The sequence below is a fragment of the Plantactinospora alkalitolerans genome, from assembly GCF_015690345.1.
Lineage (GTDB): Bacteria > Actinomycetota > Actinomycetes > Mycobacteriales > Micromonosporaceae > Plantactinospora > Plantactinospora alkalitolerans.
Genome location: NZ_JADPUN010000120.1, coordinates 25,217 through 42,089, shown reverse-complemented (window position 1 = coordinate 42,089; position 16,873 = coordinate 25,217). Strand labels below are relative to the sequence as shown.

Below are 16,873 nucleotides of genomic sequence, written 5' to 3'. Positions count from 1 at the left end.
CCACGGATCCGCTATTCGGTACGCAGCGCGCTGGCGGTACGGGTACGTGCGGCCCAGCCGGCCGGCAGCAGCGCACCGAGGACGGCGATGACGATGCCGCCGAGACCGAACAGCACCAGCTCGACCGGGCCGAAGACATCGAGGACCGAGGCGGGCAGGTGGTAACCGGCCCCGCGCCCCATCTCGGTCACGATCATCCGCTGCAGGAAGACCCCGGCCGGGGTACCGATGGCACCACCGGCCAGCCCGGCGACGGCGACCGAGGCGATGACCATCGCGATGGTCTGCCGGGGTGCCATGCCCAGTGCCTTGTGGATGCCGATCTCGTGTACGCGTTCCCGGGTCTGCAGGACGACCGTGTTGAGGACGCCCAGGGCGGCGACGGCGACGAGCATCAGGCTGAGCAGGGCGGTCAGCGCGTTGATGACAAGAACGACCTCGGGGGTGCCGACGTTCTCGGTCGAGGTGTGTGCGTCGAACTGCTGTATCTCGGGTTCCAACGCCTCGGCGTAGGCCTCCGGGTCGGTTCCGTCCTTCACCGCGATGTAGAAGTCCTCCGGCTCCAGGTCCGGTTCGGCGGCGGCGAGGGTCGCGGCGGCGGTGAGGAGCTGCATGCCGTCGTGGTCATCGTTGAAGGCCTCTCCGACGATCCGGACGGCGATCTGCGTGCCGTGGTCGGTCAGTACGACGGTGTCCCCGATCCGTGTCTGGGTGGCCGTCAGGAAGGGGGTTGCCACGACGATCTCGCCGGGCTTCTCGTACCAGGTGCCGGAGACCATCCGGTAGCCGGACGAGCAGCCGTCCCCGGTGGTGGCGAGGATCGGAAGAGCGCCGCTGAGCCCGGCCATGGTCGCCTCGGCGTCGGCGACACCGCAGTAGCCGCTGGTCCCGGCCTGGGCGGTGATGGCCTTGACGATCGCCGCCGTCTCCTTCGCCGACCTGGGTGTGCTGGTGGGCCCGGCCGGAACCCTGTCGCCCTTGACCGGGCGTCCGCCGGGCGTTCCCGGTTTCGGCGTGCCTGGACCGACGACGACGTCGCCGTGATTCGCCGTGGCCTGGACCTCGGTCAGGGAGGCGGCCAGCCCGAAGGAGAACGTGACGGCGGCGGCACCGAACGCGATCGCCGCGACGATCGCCGCCGACCTGACCGGTCGGGCGAAGGGATGGGCGAGCCCGAGCGTCACCGGCCGGGGCAGCGGGATCCGCGCGGTCAGCCGGGCCGCCCACTGGCCGCGGCCGGCCGTCGGGGTACGCCCGACGGCGAGCGCGTCGACGGTGCGCAACCGCCCGGCGCGTGACGCGGCCACCCAGGCGGTCACGGCGGCCAGGGTGAGCGTCCCGGCGACCACTCCCGCGTCGACCCACAGCACGACGCCGGAGTCGCTCGTGCCGTAGATGTCGTTGGTCAACGCCAGCACCGGAAGGGAGATCGCATTGCCGACGACCACGCCGAACGCGGCGCCGGCCAGGGCGGGGATCAACGCCTGGCCGAGGTACGCCCGGACGACCTGGTTCGGGGTGAACCCGAGCGCCTTGAGGATGCCGATCCTGCGGGTCCCGGTGCTGACCGCGCCGGCGATCACGTTGCCGATGATGAGGACCGACATGACCAGGCCCAGTACCCCGAACGCGAGAAGGAACGGCACGAGCAGGGCGGTGTCGCCGGCGCCCTCCTCCCGGGTGGTGAGCCAGGACCGCGATGCGGTCAACGCGTCCGCCGGCAGTGCCGCCCGCACCGCGGCGCGGCCGGTGTCGACCTGTCCGGCGGTGTCGGCCGTGGCGAACCGGTAGAGCATCTGGTAGCCGCCGGCCGTGCCCGGCGTGGTCAACCCGGCGATCTGCTCCGGAACCACCCAGCCGTCGGCGGTGGCACTGATCGACCGGGCCACACCGACGATGGTCAGGGTGGGGCTGCCGGGAAGGTCCGGCAGCCGCCACACCGTGCCGACCGCCCGCTCGTCTGGCGGGAACCGGCCGTCGTTGAGGACGACGAGTTCGCCCGAACCGGTCGCCCACCGCCCCTCGATCAGCTTGACCGCGTCGACGGCCGCAGCGTCCGGCCGGGTCCGCCCGACCACCGTCAGTGGCGGTACCGGCCGATCCTTGTCGTCGACCGGGCTGATCGAGACGGTCCGGAACGGGCCGGCGGCCGCGCTGACCCCGGAGGCGTGTCCGGAGACAGTGAGCTGCTCGGCCGTGGTCCTGGTCGAGTCGAACTGGGCGGTCAGATGCGCGCCGTTCTGCTGGGCGAAGGCCCGGTCGAACGGCGCGTTGGAGGCCACCAGCAGCGTCCCGCCGAGCACGGACGCGGACACCGCGATCATCACGACCAGCCCGATCACGATCGTCTGCACCCGGCGGCGCCCCACCCCGGAGCGGACCACCCGGCCCAGGGCGCTCATCGGGCCGTTTCCATCGCGGTGTCGACGGCGACGCGACCGTCGACGAGTTGGACGGTACGGGTGGCACAGGACGTGGCCAGCGACAGATCGTGGGTGACCATGATGATCGTCTGGCCGTCCGCGTGCAGCTGTCGAAGCAGTTCCTTGACGTCCTCACCCGAGGCGGTGTCCAGCGCGCCGGTGGGTTCGTCGGCCAGCAGCAACGCCGGGCGGTTCACCAGTGCCCGGGCCACCGCGACGCGCTGCCGCTCGCCGCCGGAGAGCCGCCCCGGGTAGGCGGCGGCGTGCCGGTCGACGCCGAGCGCCCCGAGCAACTCCGTCGCCCGGCGGTGTGCGGCACCACGGGCCATCCCGGTCAGCTGCGCCGGCAGCATGACGTTGTCGGCGACGGTCAGGTCGTCGAGCAGGTTGAAGAACTGGAAGACCATGCCGATCTTCTCGCGCCGGTACCTCGCCGAACCGGCCTCGCCGAGTTCGTCGACACGGACGCCGTCCACGGTCACCGTGCCGCCGGTGGGCCGGTCCAGGCCGGCGACCAGGTTCAACAGGGTCGATTTGCCGCTGCCCGAAGGCCCGAGGACCGCGACCGCCTCGCCGGCCGTGATCGTCAGCGACACGTCCCGCAATGCGGGCGGCCCGTCGCCGTACCTTCTGGTGACGTCGCGCAGCTCGATCATGGGTACGGTCACGGTGAATGCTCCTCGGAGTCGGCCACGTTCGGTCCGGCTCGACGCTAGATCCGCTTCCCGGCCGGACACATCGGTCGCCATGCACCGGTCGATGGAGGCATCCTCGGTACCTCGCCGTGATGAGAGTCCGCCTGTCTCATCCCTGCGATCTAGGCGAGCGATGTAACCCCGGGTGGTCTTCCGGGCGAGGCTGCGAGCGGCGATCAGCAGTGATACTGGCCCGGTGACGAACGTGACGGTTGTCGACCGGATGCGGGCCGGGATCAGACAGATGCTGCGCCCGTCCGGGACGCTGCCGCGGCTCTCGTGGCGCAGCCAGGCATTCGACGTGGGCCTGTCCCTGACGCTCATCGCGACGAGGGCCCACATCAGGACCGTCCAGTTGGCACCCACGCCCACGGTGTACGACAGCCTGCCCGTTCCGGCCCGGGCTCTCCTGCTGCCGACCGAGCGGCACGGGCTCGACTGGGCGATCATGCTCCTCGCGGTCGCGCCGTTGATATTTCGCCGTCGGTACCCGCTGGCGATGCTGTGGGTCGTGCTGTGCATGGCGCCGCTACTGGCCGCCGACCCCGTGGCGCGGCAGCTCTCCTTCCTGACCTGCGTCGTCGCCGGCTACACGGCGGCGGTCTACAGCCCCTACCGGGTGCCGGCGCTGGCGAGCCTGCTGGTGGCGGTGCTGCTCTACGGCAATCTGGAGGAGGTACGCGTCCCGCCAGGCTTCATCCCGTTCCTGATCCTGGTCCCGATCCTTGTCTCGGCCAACGGGCTGCGCCGGTGGAAACACCGCGCCGACGAGGGCCGTGCGCGGATGTCCGCACTGGAACGGGACCAGATCGCGGCGCTGGGCCACGCCGCCGAGCACGAACGCGCCCGGATCGCCCGCGAGCTGCACGACGTGGTTACGCACAACGTCAGCATGATGGTCATCCAGGCCGGTGCCGCCCGCCACGTGCTGGACACCGCTCCCGAGCGCGCCCGGGAGTCGCTGCTCGCGATCGAGGCCGGCGGGCGGGCCGCGATGACGGAGCTGCGCCACGTCATGGGCCTGCTCACGATGAACAGCGCCGGGCCGAACGCCGCCGGTGCTGCGGACCTCGCTCCCCAGCCGGGCCTCGATCGCCTCGACGCGCTCGTCGACCGGCTGTCGGACAGTGGGGTGCCGGTCACGTTGACCAGATCCGGGCAGCCGCGTCCGGTGCCGGCGGGCGTCGAACTTGCCGCCTACCGGGTGGTCCAGGAGGCGCTGACCAACACGGTCAAGTACGCGGCCGGCGCCACCGCCGCGGTGCACGTCGAGTACGCCGCCGACCACCTGCGGGTACACGTCACCGACACCGGCGGCGCAGCCAGCACATCGGCTTCGACCGGTGGCGGGCACGGGCTGATCGGCCTACGGGAGCGGCTCGCCGTCTACGGTGGAACCCTGCGTGCCGGGCCGCGCCTGACGGGCGGCTACCGCGTCGACGCACAGATACCGCTGGAGGGCGCGTGACCGAACCCCTGCGGGTGGTGATCGCCGACGATCAGGCGCTGGTCCGTGCCGGCTTCCAGATGATCCTGACTGCCAAGGGCATCGACGTGGTCGCCGAGGCCGCCGACGGCACCGACGCCGTCGACGCGGTCCGGCGTACCCGGCCCGACGTGGTCCTGATGGACATCCGGATGCCGGAACTGGACGGGCTGGAGGCGACCCGGCGCATCCTCACCGGCGCTGCCGGCGAACCGCGCGTGATCATGCTGACGACCTTCGACCTCGACCACTACGTGTACGCGGCGCTGACCGCCGGGGCCAGCGGCTTCCTCCTCAAGGACGTCACGCCCGAGCACCTCGTCGCCGCCGTCCGCATGGTCCGCTCCGGCGACGCACTGCTGGCCCCGGCCATCACCCGCCGTCTTGTCGAACGGTTCACCCGCCGCGACCCCGATCCACCCGCCGCCCACCGCGACCTGGCCACGCTGACCCCACGCGAACTCGAAGTGCTGCGCCTGCTCGCCGAGGGCCTGAGCAACGCCGAACTCGCCGGCCGCCTGCACCTGTCCGAGGCGACCGTCAAATCCCACGTCGCCCGGATCCTCGCCAAGCTCGGGCTCCGCGACCGGGTACAGGCCGTCGTCCTCGCGTACCGGGCCGGACTGATCAACCCGATGGCGTAGGAGCGACCTGTGACCGCAGGACACTGTCGGGTGCTCCTGGCTCAGTGGTGCGGGCCGGTTCGCATCAAAGATCACGAAGCGGGGCGGACGCGTCGCTGCGCGAACCGCACATCACAGTCGGGGGTGATCCGCTGCCGGTACGTTTGACCAGGTCGCGGGCGCGGGACTGGGGCCCCTCAGCTCGTCTGGACCGTAGGCTGGTCGGCGACCCGAGCCAGCGCGACCGGAAGCAGCCCGGCCAGTTGACTGGCGGTGGCGCCCTGTCCCGGTTGGAGCAGGACCACCACGTCGCCCCGGCGGCCCACCACGCGGTCCTTGGCGAGGTACGCCTCGTCGCCCTGCGGCGTCGGCAATGGTTGTCCGGTTCCCTTGCCGATGATCATGAACACTCGACCGGGTCGGCCCCGGGTCAGGCTGACCGATACCGCCGGTCTGCCCTCGAGGTCGTTCCAGTTGGCGTACGCGAACCGCTCGTCCTCGACGTACCTTGCGGTCCGGTCGCACCTGGCGGCCCACCGCCGCGCCGAGTTCGTCGACGGTCAGCAGGGAATCGGTGACCAGGGCAGCCGAGGTCGAAGCCCCGGTCCGGGGCTCTTCGGCCAACGGCGTGGGAGGGGCCGCCCGCAGGACGGTGACCTGCTTGACCCGGCGGGTCCACTGCCGGACCGTCGCGCTGACCACGTCACCCAACTCGCACTGCCCCGCGATGTCCCGGGGCAGGACCCATGCGCGGGTCCGGTCGGACCAGCCGTCGTCAATGGCCAGGTAGTAGTTGACCGGTACCCGCTCGCTGCCTTCGTCCGACGTGGACTACCACCACATCTGGCACCAGATCACCTCGCCGGCACGGTGCCCTGAGTGGACAGGTCGACGAGCACCCGGACCGTGGTGTAACCGGCGTAGCCGAGTAGGGCGAACCGAGGAGCATGAGGCCAAGGACGACCGGGGTAGCTGACGCCGACCTGGCGGTCCCGCGCACCGGGTGGCGCCTGCCTCGATGTGCCCCCGGTACTGGTGTCGCGGTGGCGCGCCGCGTTAGGTTCACGAGCTGGCTGTTCAACCGGTCAGCGACATCCCGGCCACGGTCAGGCGTGGACGAAAGGACAACACCAGATGACCATTCCGCCCCCGGTGTGGCTGCTCGACATCGATGGTGTCCTCAATGCCGTCACGAAGACCCCGGACCCGAATGTGTGGCCTCTCGACCGGTGGAGTCGAGGCGAGGCCAGCGACGGCGAGACCGAGTGGCCGATTCTGTTCGCCCGCCCGGTTGCCGACTTCCTCCGACAGGTGCACGAGGAAGGCCGGGCCGAGATCCGCTGGCATACCACCTGGCAGCAGGAAGCCGGCGCAGTCGGGAAACTCCTCGACCTGCCGGCCTTTCCGGTACAACCGTCACCGGAGTGGGCGGTCCAGCTGCGGGGTGAGACCGAGGAATGGTGGAAGATCGGCGCGGCTCTACGGGTCGCCGAGGCGGAGGGCCGGTCGCTGGTGTGGACCGATGACGACGCCGGCAGCCGGCATCTGAGGCGGCGGGTACGGGCCAGACTGACATCGGTCGTGCCGTGCCTGATCGTCGTTCCGTCGCCGAGGGCCGGGCTTACGCCCAAGCACCTGCGAAAGATCGACGCGTTTCTGACCCGGGTGGCGTCGTGAGGGTGCTCCGCCTCCGCCACGAGACGGCCCCGTTGCGACAGTGACGCCGATGGCGGCAGGGAAGCACCTGGATGAGCGCCGGCCGGGGTAGGAAAGTCTTCAAGAGTTGGATGGGCGCCTTCCCCGTGACGTGGTGGACGGCGTGACGTTCGATGAACTCGGCTACCAAAGTCTGAGATCGATCAGCAGGAGAACCACGATGGTTGCCGCCAGGTACACACCCAACGCCTTCCCGAACGACCACCAGCGCCAACGTCTCCGATAGGACATCTCCTCCAACGCGACGATGAGGCCGACCCCTGCCGCCGTCCACGCGATGGTGATCGCCCAGCTGAGGATGAGACCGTTGGCCCGCAGGTGGCCCCCTACAACTGCGAGGATGTAGATGACCGCAGCGGCTACCAGGTTGGCGACGACGTTGACGGTGACGTCGCGGGCGAACCCGTGTCGGTTGTTGCCTTGTTCAGCCGCCATGGGATCAGGATGACGGTCATGGTCCAGTCTGGCGACGCCCTGATCCCGGCCGGTAAGCCTCGCCGCTGCCGGCACTGCCACCGTCCGATCCCGAAAGGTGCGTCGTACGACGGCGTGGGGTCACGGTGCGCGGAGGATGCGGGTCTGGTGCCCATGAGGCGCGGGTGGCGAAGCCGGTCAGGGAGACAGCGGACGAATCGACCTTGTTCGACCTGGCCGACGGGAACGAGGGTCAGGCCGCCGATTGGGCGTCTCGTACAGGTCACATCGGGTAGATACCGGCCCGCAAATGAGGAGAGTCACGTCGAAGGCCTTCCTCACCAAGGCGTGGTCGTAGACCTTCGTCGCCGCTCTGCCGGCCAGCATCGTCCTTCGGTCAATGTTGATGCGGGTAAGGAACCCTTCCTGCTCAGGAGATTTCGCTGGAGCATCAGCGCGCTTGTCGGTTGTCTCCCCTGTCGGGCCCTGGTCACCCGCACCCTCGACAACCTCGACCGGGTCGGCCTTCGCCATACCGGCTCGGCCCGCTCGGCGCGGCAGGCGGCGACCCCGAATGTCTTCGATGTACGCGGCATGAAGGTCGCGCAATTGTCGTACACCTTCAGCTTCAACGGCATCGAGCGGCCGCCCGGCCAGGCGTGGATCGCCAACCTCATCGACCCCAAGGCCATCCTGGCCGGGGCCCACCGGGCCCGAGAGGCGGGCGCCGAGATCGTGATCGCATCCCTGCACGGGGTACCGAGTACCGGACCGCGGCCGACGAGGGCCAGATCGGACTGGCCAACCCGCTCCTCGCCGGTCCCGACATCGACCTGATCATCGGGATGTACACCCATGTGGTACAGCCATTCGAAAGGATCGGTGACAAGTCGGTCGCCTACGGGTTGGGCAATCTCCTCGTCCGTTGCCAGGACGGATCCCCCGAGAACACCCCTGACTTCGTCGTGCCCACCTTCACTCTCACCGAGACGGCTGCTCGGACCTGGCGTGTCAGCGGTCGAGGTCAGACCCGACTTTATGGACTATCACCCGCAGGCCCGGCTCGTGGACCTGGCCACGGCCAAGGCCGCCGGAGGTCCACGAGCCACTGCCTACAACCGGATCCACCGGCGCATCGCCGAATTCGTCAACGCGCGCGGCGCCGCCTCCGACGGCCTGCAGATCGCCGACCGACCTGTGACACCCGCCGTCACGGCCACATCCACGCCCTGATCGTGCCCGAGCGGGAGCGGCGGCTCACGGTACGAGATTGACCGTATGATTGTCGCTGGGTATGTAGACCTCGCGGAGCCCCACGACCCGCGAGTTTGTACTGCCGGTATTCGAGCACCAATTGAAGGCGGTCTGCGGGACGTAGATCGGTCCGTACGGGCCGGTCCACACCGCGCCGTCGGCGGCCTCGGCATAGTAGTAGGCGTAGCGATTGTTCGTGTTCAGCACGTACGCTTGGCCGCCGTTGTCAATGGTCCACCAGCCCCGGGTTCCCCAGGAGGAACCGTCGGGGTTGCAGCCGGTGTCGTAGTACATGATCGCGACCCAGATCCGAGGGCCGTAGCTGTTGCGGAAATGCAGCTGCATCGCTCAGCCCTCCACGGTCCACGGCGCCTGGCGGCGGCTCAGCGGGGTGTCGATGACGCGGTTGTGGTTGGGGACGAGACGGGCCCCGGAGGCGGTGGCGGACTCGGGTCCCGTCGCCTGGCCCGGCCGGACGTTGGTAATGCTCCCGGTGCGGGCCCGGCCCGCCTGCCGGCGGGCGATCCCCGGTGCCGGCGGGGCGCCGAAGTCCCCCGGCGCGTCCGGGACAGCTGGCGCACTGGTGTCATTCGCCGACGCGGCGGCACCGACCGCGGCGGTGCCGGCGGCGGTCAGGCCGAGCACGCCGCCGATGCGTAGGAGTACGCGCCTGGTGAACGACGCGTCGGTGGGATCGGGTGGATTAGGATACGGGGAATCAGGCATAATTCGGTCCCTTTCTGACTGCCTTCTCCTGCGGGGCGGATCCGACCGTTTTGGGCAGTCGTTGATCCGACAAGCGAAAGGATATTGACGCTCCCTTATCGAAGGTATGGCGCCAGCTGTGAGCCGGTCCAGAGCTTGGAAAAAAGGGCACAACCCGAAAAATCCCGAATGACCACGAGGAATGCCCCGCCTAATTCCCCAACTGTCGGAAATCGGCCTCTCGCGTCGTGCGCATGCACGTCGATCAAGGGCAAGAGCACATGCTTTGATCCCCGATCAGCGTGCTTTTACCCAAAGTCGACGGTAAATCCCTTGGTTGACGCACACTCCGGATGGCGGGCGCAAGCGCAGACCGCAGGGAGGATGGTCTCATTCCGATCTTGGTATGGCAGTGTCGCTATATCACCACCGCGGCTACCAAGGCGCCGGCGGCAGCATCCGTACACCGTTCAAACGGCACCGTCGACGGCAACGACTCTCGCGCCGGAAGTGAGCGTGACCCGGGCCCATGTCCGCATCCGCGCGCTCGGCGAACGCGCCATCGCCACCCTCGAAACCTGGCGTCTGTTGACCAAACTGCGCTGCTGCCCAGGCCGCGCCACCGCGATCATGCAAGCCATCCTGGCCCTACACCACATCGAGATCCCGACCTACGGCAGTTGAAGCGCTCACTAGACCGGGACGAAGGTGGCGGCCAACACCCGCCAGTTGCCGTCCTCACGCACCCACAGCCGGGTGTAGCGCAACCGCGCGGACATAACGGCACCGCCCTGAACGGCATCCACCGCAGCGACCGTGCGGGTCACCCCGGTCTCACCGTCTTCCTGGACGTCGAGCGACTCCTCCACCAGGTTAGTGATTCGCAGGGCCCCCGAGCGGTAGCTCTCCAGGTCATCTTCCTTCGTAAAAATCGTGCCATCCGGTCCAGCACCCACGACCTGGGGGTGCAGAAGCGCGTCGAGGGACTCGACATCGGCGGCGCGCTGAGCGGCTTGGAGCTGCCGTTCCGCAGTGTGGAGATCCATCCACCGATCCTCTACAGCGCCCCGCAACAAGACAAGCGGGTTCGCTCGCGGCAGAACGGCAATGTCAGCCCAGTACGGCGTTCGTGGCACAACCGAACTTCGGCATGACCCGGTCGGCCACCTGAGAGGGTCCTCTACCTTGCTTCGAAACGGGGAACCATCCGTGCTGCGCGAACCCGGCCGCGATCAGACATGACGGAAGGACGACGTCAGATGACCATTCCACCCCCGGTGTGGCTGCTCGACATCGATGGTGTCCTCAACGCCGTCACGAAGACCCCGGACCCGAATGTGTGGCCTCTCGACCAGTGGAGCCGAGGCGAGGCCAGCGACGGCGAGACCGAGTGGCCGATTCTGTTCGCCCGCCCGGTTGCCGACTTCATCCGACAGGTGCACGAGGAAGGCCGGGCCGAGATCCGCTGGCATACCACCTGGCAGCAAGAAGCCGGCGCAGTCGGGAAACTCCTCGACCTGCCGACCTTTCCGGTACAACCGTCACCGGAGTGGGCGGTCCCGGGTGGCGTCGTGAGGGTGCTCCGCCTCCGCCACGAGACGCCCGACCCGACTCGAACGTCAACCACGGCCGACCGCAGGACCGGCCGGGCCCTGGTCGGCGTACAACCGGCTACCGCTGATGAGGTGTGACGCGGTGGTGCCCAGCACGATGGTCGCCTCGATGAGGACCGAGTCCGGTCGACGCCTGCCGGAGGCACACGATCGGCCGAGCTGGGCCGGCCAACGATGCACGTCGCACCACTGGCAAGGATCGTCGGTTCTTCGACCTCGGTGGGAGATTTCTCCGACCTCGGTGGGAGATGAAGTGTGGTCTGCGGGTTGATGACCGAGACCCCTCCCAGGCAGCACCGTTGTGGGCATGACAGCTCATCTCCCCGCGCCTTCCGCGGTGCTCACAGCGGAGCGGCTCACCAAGCGGTACGGTCGGCTGACCGCGGTTGACGACGTCTCCTTCGACGTCCGGCCCGGCGTCGTCACCGGGTTCCTCGGGCCGAACGGCGCAGGTAAGACCACGATGCTGGCGATGTTGGCCGGCCTGGTGCGCCCGACCTCGGGCCGCGTGCTGCTCGGCGGTACGCCGCTTCAGAAACGTCCGCCCGAGGCGCGCACGCTCGGCATGGCGATCGACTCGTGCGGCGCTCATCCAGGCCGCTCGGCCCGCCAGCACCTGCGGATCCTGGCTGGGTTCGCACGGCTGCCACGGACCCGGGTCGAGGAAGTTCTGGCACTCTCGGGGCTGGCCGAGGTAGCCGGTCGACGGGTCGGTACCTTCTCGCTTGGCATGCGCCAGCGGCTGGGGCTCGCCGCTGCCCTGCTCGGAGACCCCGAGGTACTGCTGCTCGACGAACCAGCCAACGGACTCGACCCCGAAGGGATCCGCTGGCTTCGCACGCTGTTGCGTGAGCGGGCTGAGCGGGGCCGGGCGGTGCTCGTGTCCAGCCACCTGCTCAGCGAGGCGGCGCACACCGTCGACGATATCGTCGTGGTCCGGCAAGGCCGGGTGGTTCATGCCGGCGCGATCGCGGACCTGACTCCGTCCAGTGGTGTGTGGGTGCGCCCCGACGAACCCGGACGGCTCGCGGAGGCAGTCGTCCGTGCGGGTGGCCGGATCACGCCGGATGTGACCAGTGGGCGCTACCTGATCGATGGTCTGGATGGGCCCACCGTGGCCGAGGTGGCCCGCCGAGCGCAGGTGGATCTGTACGAACTCACGCCACAGTCCACCTCGCTGGAGGACGTGTTCCTCGAGCTGACGGGAGCGCGGTCATGACCTTGATCATCGGTGAGGTACGCAAACTCCTCACGGTTCGGACCGCCCTGTGGTTCGCGCTCGCCTCGGTTGCTCTCGCGGTCCTCAACGTCGTCCTGGTCTCTCTCGCCTCTGGAACCCTCGACGAGATCGGTGAGAAGCAGGAGGCGCTTGGCGGGATGCCGCTGCTCCTGTTGTTCTTCGGCGCAGTGGCCGTCACGGCCGAGTACCGGCACCGCACCGCAGCGCCGGCGGTCCTCGTGTCCGGCCGCGACCCGGGCGCCGTCGCCGCTGCGCGGCTGGGCGCGACAGTGGTCGTCGGACTGGGTCTGGCCGTACTCACGACGGGAGCGTCGTTCGCTCTCGGGGTGCCAATCCTCGCCTCACACCATCCTGGCCCCGATCTCTCGACGGCACAGCTGATCTCGTTGGCGAGTGGATGCGTCCTCGCCGGGACGCTCTCGGTGCTGGTGGGCGCCGCCCTCGGTGGTCTGCTCCGCAACCAGATCGCCGCCGTGGTGGCCGGCATCGTCGTCTACTTCGTCGCGCCGTCACTGATCGCGATGATCAACACCTCGGCGGTCGACTACACCCCCTTCGGCAGCCTGCAGGTGCTCACTGCGGGTGTGCACGGCTCGACACACTCCCTACCGGCTTCCGCCCTGGCGCTCGCTGCCTGGGCCGTCGGGCTGGCGGTGTTCGCCGTGCTCGCCGAACGACATCGGGATCTAGGATGACGGTCATGAGCTGGTTCAACGCCTCCCGGTTGCGCGGCCGGCCGGGGGGCGGGCGGTGGCTCAGCGCCAGCGCGGAGCGGGTGCTGGTCGACCTACTTGCCGTCTTGGTAGGCGTCGCGGGCGAATTGTCCCTTCTCTACGACGACGAATCCCCGATCCGCCCGGTGACGGTGCTCCTCACTGTGACCGCCGGAGCGGCACTGTTCTGTCGGCGCCGGCATCCGGTGCCGTTGCTGGCGGCCATGCTCGCCACCACCGGTCTCCTCTTCGTCCTGGGTGAGTCCCCAGGTGGCGCGCTGGTCTGTGTCGCACTCTTCACCGTCGCCGAGCGCTGTCGGGCCCGAGTGTCGGTGGTGGCACTGATCGGCGCCACGGTCGTGCTCGTGGCACTCTCGGTGGCCTCGGTGCCTCCGCCAGTGGCTGTGTGGGCAGTCGGCGCCGCCCTACGCGAGCGCCGCCGGCACCACGAAGACCTGCGTGCCCGCGCCACCGCCGCCCGAGCCGAGCGTGAACAGCAGGCAGCGATCGCCGCGCACGAGGAGCGAGCTGCGATCGCGCGTGACCTCCATGACATCGTCGCGCACTCGGTCACGGTGATGCTGGTCGGCGCACGCGGCGCGCGGGACGCCCTTCCGGCGGCACCCGACGTCGCCGCCGACGTGCTGCGCCGGGTGGAGTCCAGCGGTGAGCAGAGCATCGTAGAACTGCGCCGAATGCTGGCACTGCTGCGCTCCGGAGTGCCCACCGCGACATCCTCCGCAGCACCGCGTCGGCCCTTGCCGGGCTTGGCCGAACTGGCGGAACTGGCGGCCACCTTTCGGGCGGTCGGCCTCTCGGTCAGCCTGGAGATCGACGGCGAACCGCCGGTCCTTGACGAAGGGATCGGCGTATCGGTCTACCGAATCGTCGAGGAGGCCCTCACCAACGTCCTGCGCCACGCCGAGACCGACCGCGCGCTCGTCCGACTCAAGATTGGCAAGGGCCGCATCGATCTCGAGGTGTCCGACTGCGGAGTGGGGCCATCGGGACAGAACCTTTCCGGTGGCCACGGGCTCGTCGGCATCCGCGAACGCGTCCGACTCCTCGGAGGGCACTTCGCGGCAGGACCCGGTCCCGAAGGGGGCTTCCGCGTCGCCGCACACGTGCCGATTACGGTGGGTCCGTGAGCATTCGGGTTCTGCTGGCCGACGACCAGGAACTGATCCGCACCGGACTTCGGCTCTTTCTCGACACCCAGGAAGAAATCGACGTCGTCGGCGAGGCGCAGGACGGCGAAGAGGCGGTGGCACGTGCCGCCGAGCTACGACCGGACGTGGTCGTCATGGACATCCGTATGCCTGTCCTGGACGGCATCGCGGCGACCACGCGCCTTACCGCAACCGGACGCGACCACACTCCTCGGGTACTGATCCTCACCACGTTCGATATCGACGAATACGTCTACGGAGCCCTGCGCGCGGGCGCGGCGGGATTCCTCCTCAAGGACGCGCCACGCGACCGCCTCCTGGAGGCTATCCGCGTGGTCGACGCGGGCGACGCGCTGCTCTCGCCCACCGTCACCCGCCGGCTGATCCAGGAGTTCGCCGCTCGCCCGTCCATCGCCGTACACCCCTCCCCACTGCTCGACTCGCTGACCCCACGCGAACGCGAGGTACTCGTCCTCGTAGCTCGCGGACTGACCAACGGAGAGATCGCCCAGAAGCTGGTGGTGACCGAGGCGACCGTGAAGAGCCACCTCGGCCGCGTGCTGGCCAAGATCGGCGCCCGCGACCGGGTACAACTGGTGATCTTCGCGTACGCGAACGGAGTCGCTGCCGCCGACCTTGACGCCAGCTGACGAGACGGTTCGGGTACCGCCACATCCGATTGTGCGTTTGCCCAGCTCACGAGCCGTGGTGGGCCGGACGCGTCGCCGCGCGAACCGCAAATCCAAGTGGCCGGTGATCCACTACCAGTACGTTTGACCAGGTCACGGACGCGAGGTGGGACCCGATGAGCCCCACCCCGGAGCCCGGCAACACTCGGCTCGGTCGGTTGCGCCTGCCAAGCCACGGAACTGTGTCAGTCCAGCCGGGCTCGGTCGAAACGATCGATCAGGCTTGGCTTGCGGGCATGCCGCTCCCGCAGCCGGGTCATCTGCTCCGCGAACTCGAAAATTTCTCCCTCCCGGGCCGCCAGCGCCTGGAGGTCCCTCAGCAGAGCGACAGCCACGTCGTAATCCTTCGGACGCTTCGTCGAGATCAGTTTGTCCACCTGGTTCCAGGCCAGCACCGGATTCCGCGCCAACCCGTTCAGACGCCGCTCACGGGCCTCAGCAGCCGCCTCCTCACGACGCCTGCGCTCGGCAGCCTCACGCTCCCGAATCTGCTGTTGCCGCACAGACCAGCGTTTCTCGGCCGCAACGACCAGGTCCCCTGCGGTCCTCCTCTCCCCGGCAGGCACTTCCTCCGCCACGCCGTGAAACCGCCGCAGCAGCTCCGATCGCAGCAACCCAGCATCACTACGCAGTAGCCGGACCAGCACCTCGTCCTTGTCCGCCTCCGGCAGGTCCTTCACCCATCGGCGTAAGGCGGCGGCCGAAGGTTTCTTGTCGGTCAGCGGCCGACTGGCCTCTGCCGCCGCGTCCAGCAGATCAGGGTCGAGGCGAAGGAAATCGGCCAGGGCCCGCAACGGCCCGCTCAGCTCGGCCAGCCCCGCCGGGACCGGTGGCTCTGGCTCGTCGTCATCCAACTCCCGGTTCTGCAGACACAGCAGCCAGGCCAGATAGAGCAGCCGCTGATCATCGCCGGCCAGATCCGCCCGGGCCGGAGCTATCGCCGCGAGCCGCCCCTCCTCGTCCCACCATGCCTCGTCGCCGTCCTCGTTCTCGCTGCGAAGATCAATGACTACATGAGTACGGGTGGCCCAAGAGCCAGCCGATTCGCCGACACAGAACCTCGCCGCAGTCTCCGGGGCCAACGCCGCTCTGGGCAACCGCAGCATGATCCGCCGGGTGCCCCAGTTCGCCAGGTACAAGTGCGCGTCGAAGTACCTCTCCATCCACTTGGCCGGATCGGCCTTGAGATCGCCCCACTGATACTCGTTGACGAAACTCGACGCCGTGATCCGGCCCCGAGTTGAAACCGCCCGCAGCTCGTCCTGCTGCTTCGGAGTCAGTGCCTGGTCGACCGCCACGAACTCGTAGTACTGGTACTCACTCACCGGCCGGCCCACCACTGGTACGCCTCGATCCACTGCGCACCATCAGGCGCGGGATCCGGCAACGGAAGGTCCAGGATTCCGATCGCCTGCCGCATCCGGCCGCGGTGACAGATCGCCACGATCCCGGACGAGCGCAGATCCACCTTCCGGACCACCACCGGCACACCGAGAACCTCGGTGGCAAAGGGCACCGCCAAGTTGTCCTGGATCATGACGAAAAGACCACTGAGCTGCTCATGCTCGTCGTAGCAGTCCACGACCGCCTCGGCAACCAGAGCATCGAGCTCAGCCTCACTAAGCGAAGACACCCGCGCAGCGTAGACAAACGCAACCGGTGGTTCATTAGCGCCACACAGCGCCCAACCATAGAGAACCATCGGCCCCTCCGGGCCACGGTTCGCATACAAGATCAAAGTGGACCGGATGTGGCTCGGATGGGGTTCTACCAGCGGAGATACCTCTCGATATCTCTCACCACTCCCCCGCCGTCTACTGGCCTCTTGCGGACCAGATGCGGACCGCCCGCCCCGCAGCCTTTGTGATCGAATAGCCGACCATGGGGTGGGATGAGTGCCTGGCGGAGTTGCTGGTCCAGCTCGGGGATCGGGGCCTGGTCGCCATCGTCAAGATGGACGGCGAACGCGAACGGGGCCGCTGGACGGTGCTGGTGTCGGGCAAGCCGCTGGGCGGGGAACTCGTGCGGTGGGACGGCGACAACTTGGACGCCGGGCTGTCGCGGGTGATAGCCCAGCTTCAGGAACGGGTTCCGGAACTGCTCGACTGAGCTAAGGCCTGGGGGTTAGAAGAA

Annotated in this window: 19 protein-coding genes and 2 pseudogenes; 12 read left to right on the top strand and 9 right to left on the bottom strand. The window is 68.7% G+C overall.

Going from position 1 to position 16,873, the window contains the following annotated elements; translation table 11 throughout:
* Positions 1-11 precede the first annotated feature (11 nt).
* The gene (locus I0C86_RS11080; RefSeq protein WP_196201130.1) at positions 12-2,402 is read right to left on the bottom strand and encodes an ABC transporter permease; all 2,391 of its coding nucleotides are present in this window, start codon (positions 2,400-2,402) and stop codon (positions 12-14) included.
* Positions 2,399-3,079 (bottom strand): ABC transporter ATP-binding protein, encoded by a 681-nt coding sequence (locus I0C86_RS11075; protein WP_196201144.1) that lies wholly within the window; start codon positions 3,077-3,079, stop codon positions 2,399-2,401. Before I0C86_RS11075 ends, I0C86_RS11080 begins: the two co-directional genes overlap by 4 nt.
* 235 nt (positions 3,080-3,314) lie before the next feature.
* Here I0C86_RS11075 and I0C86_RS11070 point away from each other — a divergent pair, with 235 nt between their 5' ends.
* A complete protein-coding gene (locus I0C86_RS11070; protein WP_323373585.1) occupies positions 3,315-4,586 on the top strand; it encodes a sensor histidine kinase in 1,272 nt (423 codons plus the stop codon).
* Positions 4,583-5,248 (top strand): response regulator, encoded by a 666-nt coding sequence (locus tag I0C86_RS11065; protein WP_196201129.1) that lies wholly within the window; start codon positions 4,583-4,585, stop codon positions 5,246-5,248. The genes I0C86_RS11070 and I0C86_RS11065 overlap by 4 nt, the downstream gene beginning before the upstream one ends.
* Positions 5,249-5,424: 176 nt before the next feature.
* Here I0C86_RS11065 and I0C86_RS11060 read toward each other — a convergent pair whose 3' ends face one another.
* Positions 5,425-5,631, bottom strand: a complete 207-nt coding sequence (locus I0C86_RS11060; protein ID WP_196201128.1) for a hypothetical protein — start codon at positions 5,629-5,631, stop codon at positions 5,425-5,427.
* A gap of 730 nt (positions 5,632-6,361) precedes the next feature.
* Between I0C86_RS11060 and I0C86_RS11055 the strand changes: the two genes are divergently transcribed.
* Positions 6,362-6,904, top strand: coding sequence for a hypothetical protein (locus I0C86_RS11055; protein WP_196201127.1), 543 nt, complete (start codon positions 6,362-6,364; stop codon positions 6,902-6,904).
* A gap of 162 nt (positions 6,905-7,066) precedes the next feature.
* Here I0C86_RS11055 and I0C86_RS11050 read toward each other — a convergent pair whose 3' ends face one another.
* Positions 7,067-7,378, bottom strand: coding sequence for a hypothetical protein (locus I0C86_RS11050; protein ID WP_196201126.1), 312 nt, complete (start codon positions 7,376-7,378; stop codon positions 7,067-7,069).
* A 9-nt stretch (positions 7,379-7,387) separates the two neighbouring features.
* Here I0C86_RS11050 and I0C86_RS43220 point away from each other — a divergent pair.
* Both I0C86_RS43220 and I0C86_RS43215 read left to right on the top strand, forming a co-directional pair.
* Positions 7,388-8,217 (top strand): annotated as a pseudogene (locus I0C86_RS43220) (CapA family protein); the annotation flags it as partial.
* Positions 8,218-8,365: 148 nt separating this feature from the next.
* Positions 8,366-8,590 carry a hypothetical protein gene (locus I0C86_RS43215; protein ID WP_230393955.1) on the top strand — a complete coding sequence of 75 codons (225 nt, stop codon included), beginning with the start codon at positions 8,366-8,368 and terminating at the stop codon, positions 8,588-8,590.
* Positions 8,591-8,614: 24 nt separating this feature from the next.
* Here I0C86_RS43215 and I0C86_RS11040 read toward each other — a convergent pair whose 3' ends face one another.
* Positions 8,615-8,956 carry a DUF1036 domain-containing protein gene (locus tag I0C86_RS11040; RefSeq protein WP_196201125.1) on the bottom strand — a complete coding sequence of 114 codons (342 nt, stop codon included), beginning with the start codon at positions 8,954-8,956 and terminating at the stop codon, positions 8,615-8,617.
* A 3-nt stretch (positions 8,957-8,959) separates the two neighbouring features.
* Positions 8,960-9,337 (bottom strand): hypothetical protein, encoded by a 378-nt coding sequence (locus I0C86_RS11035; protein WP_196201124.1) that lies wholly within the window; start codon positions 9,335-9,337, stop codon positions 8,960-8,962.
* Positions 9,338-9,746: 409 nt separating this feature from the next.
* Here I0C86_RS11035 and I0C86_RS11030 point away from each other — a divergent pair.
* A pseudogene (locus tag I0C86_RS11030) lies at positions 9,747-10,000 on the top strand (transposase family protein); the annotation flags it as partial.
* Between the two features lie 8 nt (positions 10,001-10,008).
* Here I0C86_RS11030 and I0C86_RS11025 read toward each other — a convergent pair.
* On the bottom strand, positions 10,009-10,362 hold the full coding sequence (locus I0C86_RS11025) for a nuclear transport factor 2 family protein (RefSeq protein WP_196201123.1): 354 nt from the start codon (positions 10,360-10,362) through the stop codon (positions 10,009-10,011).
* 213 nt (positions 10,363-10,575) lie between these two features.
* Between I0C86_RS11025 and I0C86_RS11020 the strand changes: the two genes are divergently transcribed.
* The 5 genes from I0C86_RS11020 (at position 10,576) to I0C86_RS11000 (ending at position 14,701) form a co-directional block, all read left to right on the top strand.
* The gene (locus tag I0C86_RS11020) at positions 10,576-11,007 is read left to right on the top strand and encodes a hypothetical protein (RefSeq protein WP_196201122.1); all 432 of its coding nucleotides are present in this window, start codon (positions 10,576-10,578) and stop codon (positions 11,005-11,007) included.
* A 229-nt stretch (positions 11,008-11,236) separates the two neighbouring features.
* Positions 11,237-12,148, top strand: a complete 912-nt coding sequence (locus I0C86_RS11015) for an ABC transporter ATP-binding protein (protein ID WP_196201121.1) — start codon at positions 11,237-11,239, stop codon at positions 12,146-12,148.
* Complete coding sequence (locus tag I0C86_RS11010; protein ID WP_196201120.1) at positions 12,145-12,864, top strand: ABC transporter permease; 720 nt, start codon at positions 12,145-12,147, stop codon at positions 12,862-12,864. Before I0C86_RS11015 ends, I0C86_RS11010 begins: the two co-directional genes overlap by 4 nt.
* A gap of 5 nt (positions 12,865-12,869) precedes the next feature.
* On the top strand, positions 12,870-14,030 hold the full coding sequence (locus I0C86_RS11005; RefSeq protein WP_196201119.1) for a sensor histidine kinase: 1,161 nt from the start codon (positions 12,870-12,872) through the stop codon (positions 14,028-14,030).
* Entirely contained in the window at positions 14,027-14,701 is a 675-nt protein-coding gene (locus I0C86_RS11000) for a response regulator (protein ID WP_196201118.1), read from the top strand. Before I0C86_RS11005 ends, I0C86_RS11000 begins: the two co-directional genes overlap by 4 nt.
* A 224-nt stretch (positions 14,702-14,925) precedes the next feature.
* Here the strand turns inward: I0C86_RS11000 and I0C86_RS10995 are convergent, their stop codons facing one another.
* Together I0C86_RS10995 and I0C86_RS10990 are read right to left on the bottom strand one after the other, a co-directional pair.
* On the bottom strand, positions 14,926-16,065 hold the full coding sequence (locus I0C86_RS10995) for a hypothetical protein (RefSeq protein ID WP_196201117.1): 1,140 nt from the start codon (positions 16,063-16,065) through the stop codon (positions 14,926-14,928).
* Positions 16,062-16,373, bottom strand: a complete 312-nt coding sequence (locus I0C86_RS10990) for a hypothetical protein (RefSeq protein ID WP_196201116.1) — start codon at positions 16,371-16,373, stop codon at positions 16,062-16,064. Before I0C86_RS10990 ends, I0C86_RS10995 begins: the two co-directional genes overlap by 4 nt.
* Positions 16,374-16,621: 248 nt before the next feature.
* On the opposite strand from I0C86_RS10990, the gene I0C86_RS10985 reads away from it, so the two are divergent.
* Complete coding sequence (locus I0C86_RS10985) at positions 16,622-16,849, top strand: hypothetical protein (protein WP_196201115.1); 228 nt, start codon at positions 16,622-16,624, stop codon at positions 16,847-16,849.
* Positions 16,850-16,873 lie beyond the last annotated feature (24 nt).

Coding starts and splice junctions, on each gene's coding strand:
- I0C86_RS11080 (WP_196201130.1), bottom strand. CDS start 2,402: ATGAGCGCCCTGGGCCGGGTGGTCCGCTCCGGGGTGGGGCGCCGCCGG.
- I0C86_RS11075 (WP_196201144.1), bottom strand. CDS start 3,079: ATGATCGAGCTGCGCGACGTCACCAGAAGGTACGGCGACGGGCCGCCC.
- I0C86_RS11060 (WP_196201128.1), bottom strand. CDS start 5,631: ATGATCATCGGCAAGGGAACCGGACAACCATTGCCGACGCCGCAGGGC.
- I0C86_RS11055 (WP_196201127.1), top strand. CDS start 6,362: ATGACCATTCCGCCCCCGGTGTGGCTGCTCGACATCGATGGTGTCCTC.
- I0C86_RS11050 (WP_196201126.1), bottom strand. CDS start 7,378: ATGGCGGCTGAACAAGGCAACAACCGACACGGGTTCGCCCGCGACGTC.
- I0C86_RS11040 (WP_196201125.1), bottom strand. CDS start 8,956: ATGCAGCTGCATTTCCGCAACAGCTACGGCCCTCGGATCTGGGTCGCG.
- I0C86_RS11035 (WP_196201124.1), bottom strand. CDS start 9,337: ATGCCTGATTCCCCGTATCCTAATCCACCCGATCCCACCGACGCGTCG.
- I0C86_RS11025 (WP_196201123.1), bottom strand. CDS start 10,362: ATGGATCTCCACACTGCGGAACGGCAGCTCCAAGCCGCTCAGCGCGCC.
- I0C86_RS11020 (WP_196201122.1), top strand. CDS start 10,576: ATGACCATTCCACCCCCGGTGTGGCTGCTCGACATCGATGGTGTCCTC.
- I0C86_RS11015 (WP_196201121.1), top strand. CDS start 11,237: ATGACAGCTCATCTCCCCGCGCCTTCCGCGGTGCTCACAGCGGAGCGG.
- I0C86_RS11010 (WP_196201120.1), top strand. CDS start 12,145: ATGACCTTGATCATCGGTGAGGTACGCAAACTCCTCACGGTTCGGACC.
- I0C86_RS11005 (WP_196201119.1), top strand. CDS start 12,870: ATGAGCTGGTTCAACGCCTCCCGGTTGCGCGGCCGGCCGGGGGGCGGG.
- I0C86_RS10985 (WP_196201115.1), top strand. CDS start 16,622: ATGGGGTGGGATGAGTGCCTGGCGGAGTTGCTGGTCCAGCTCGGGGAT.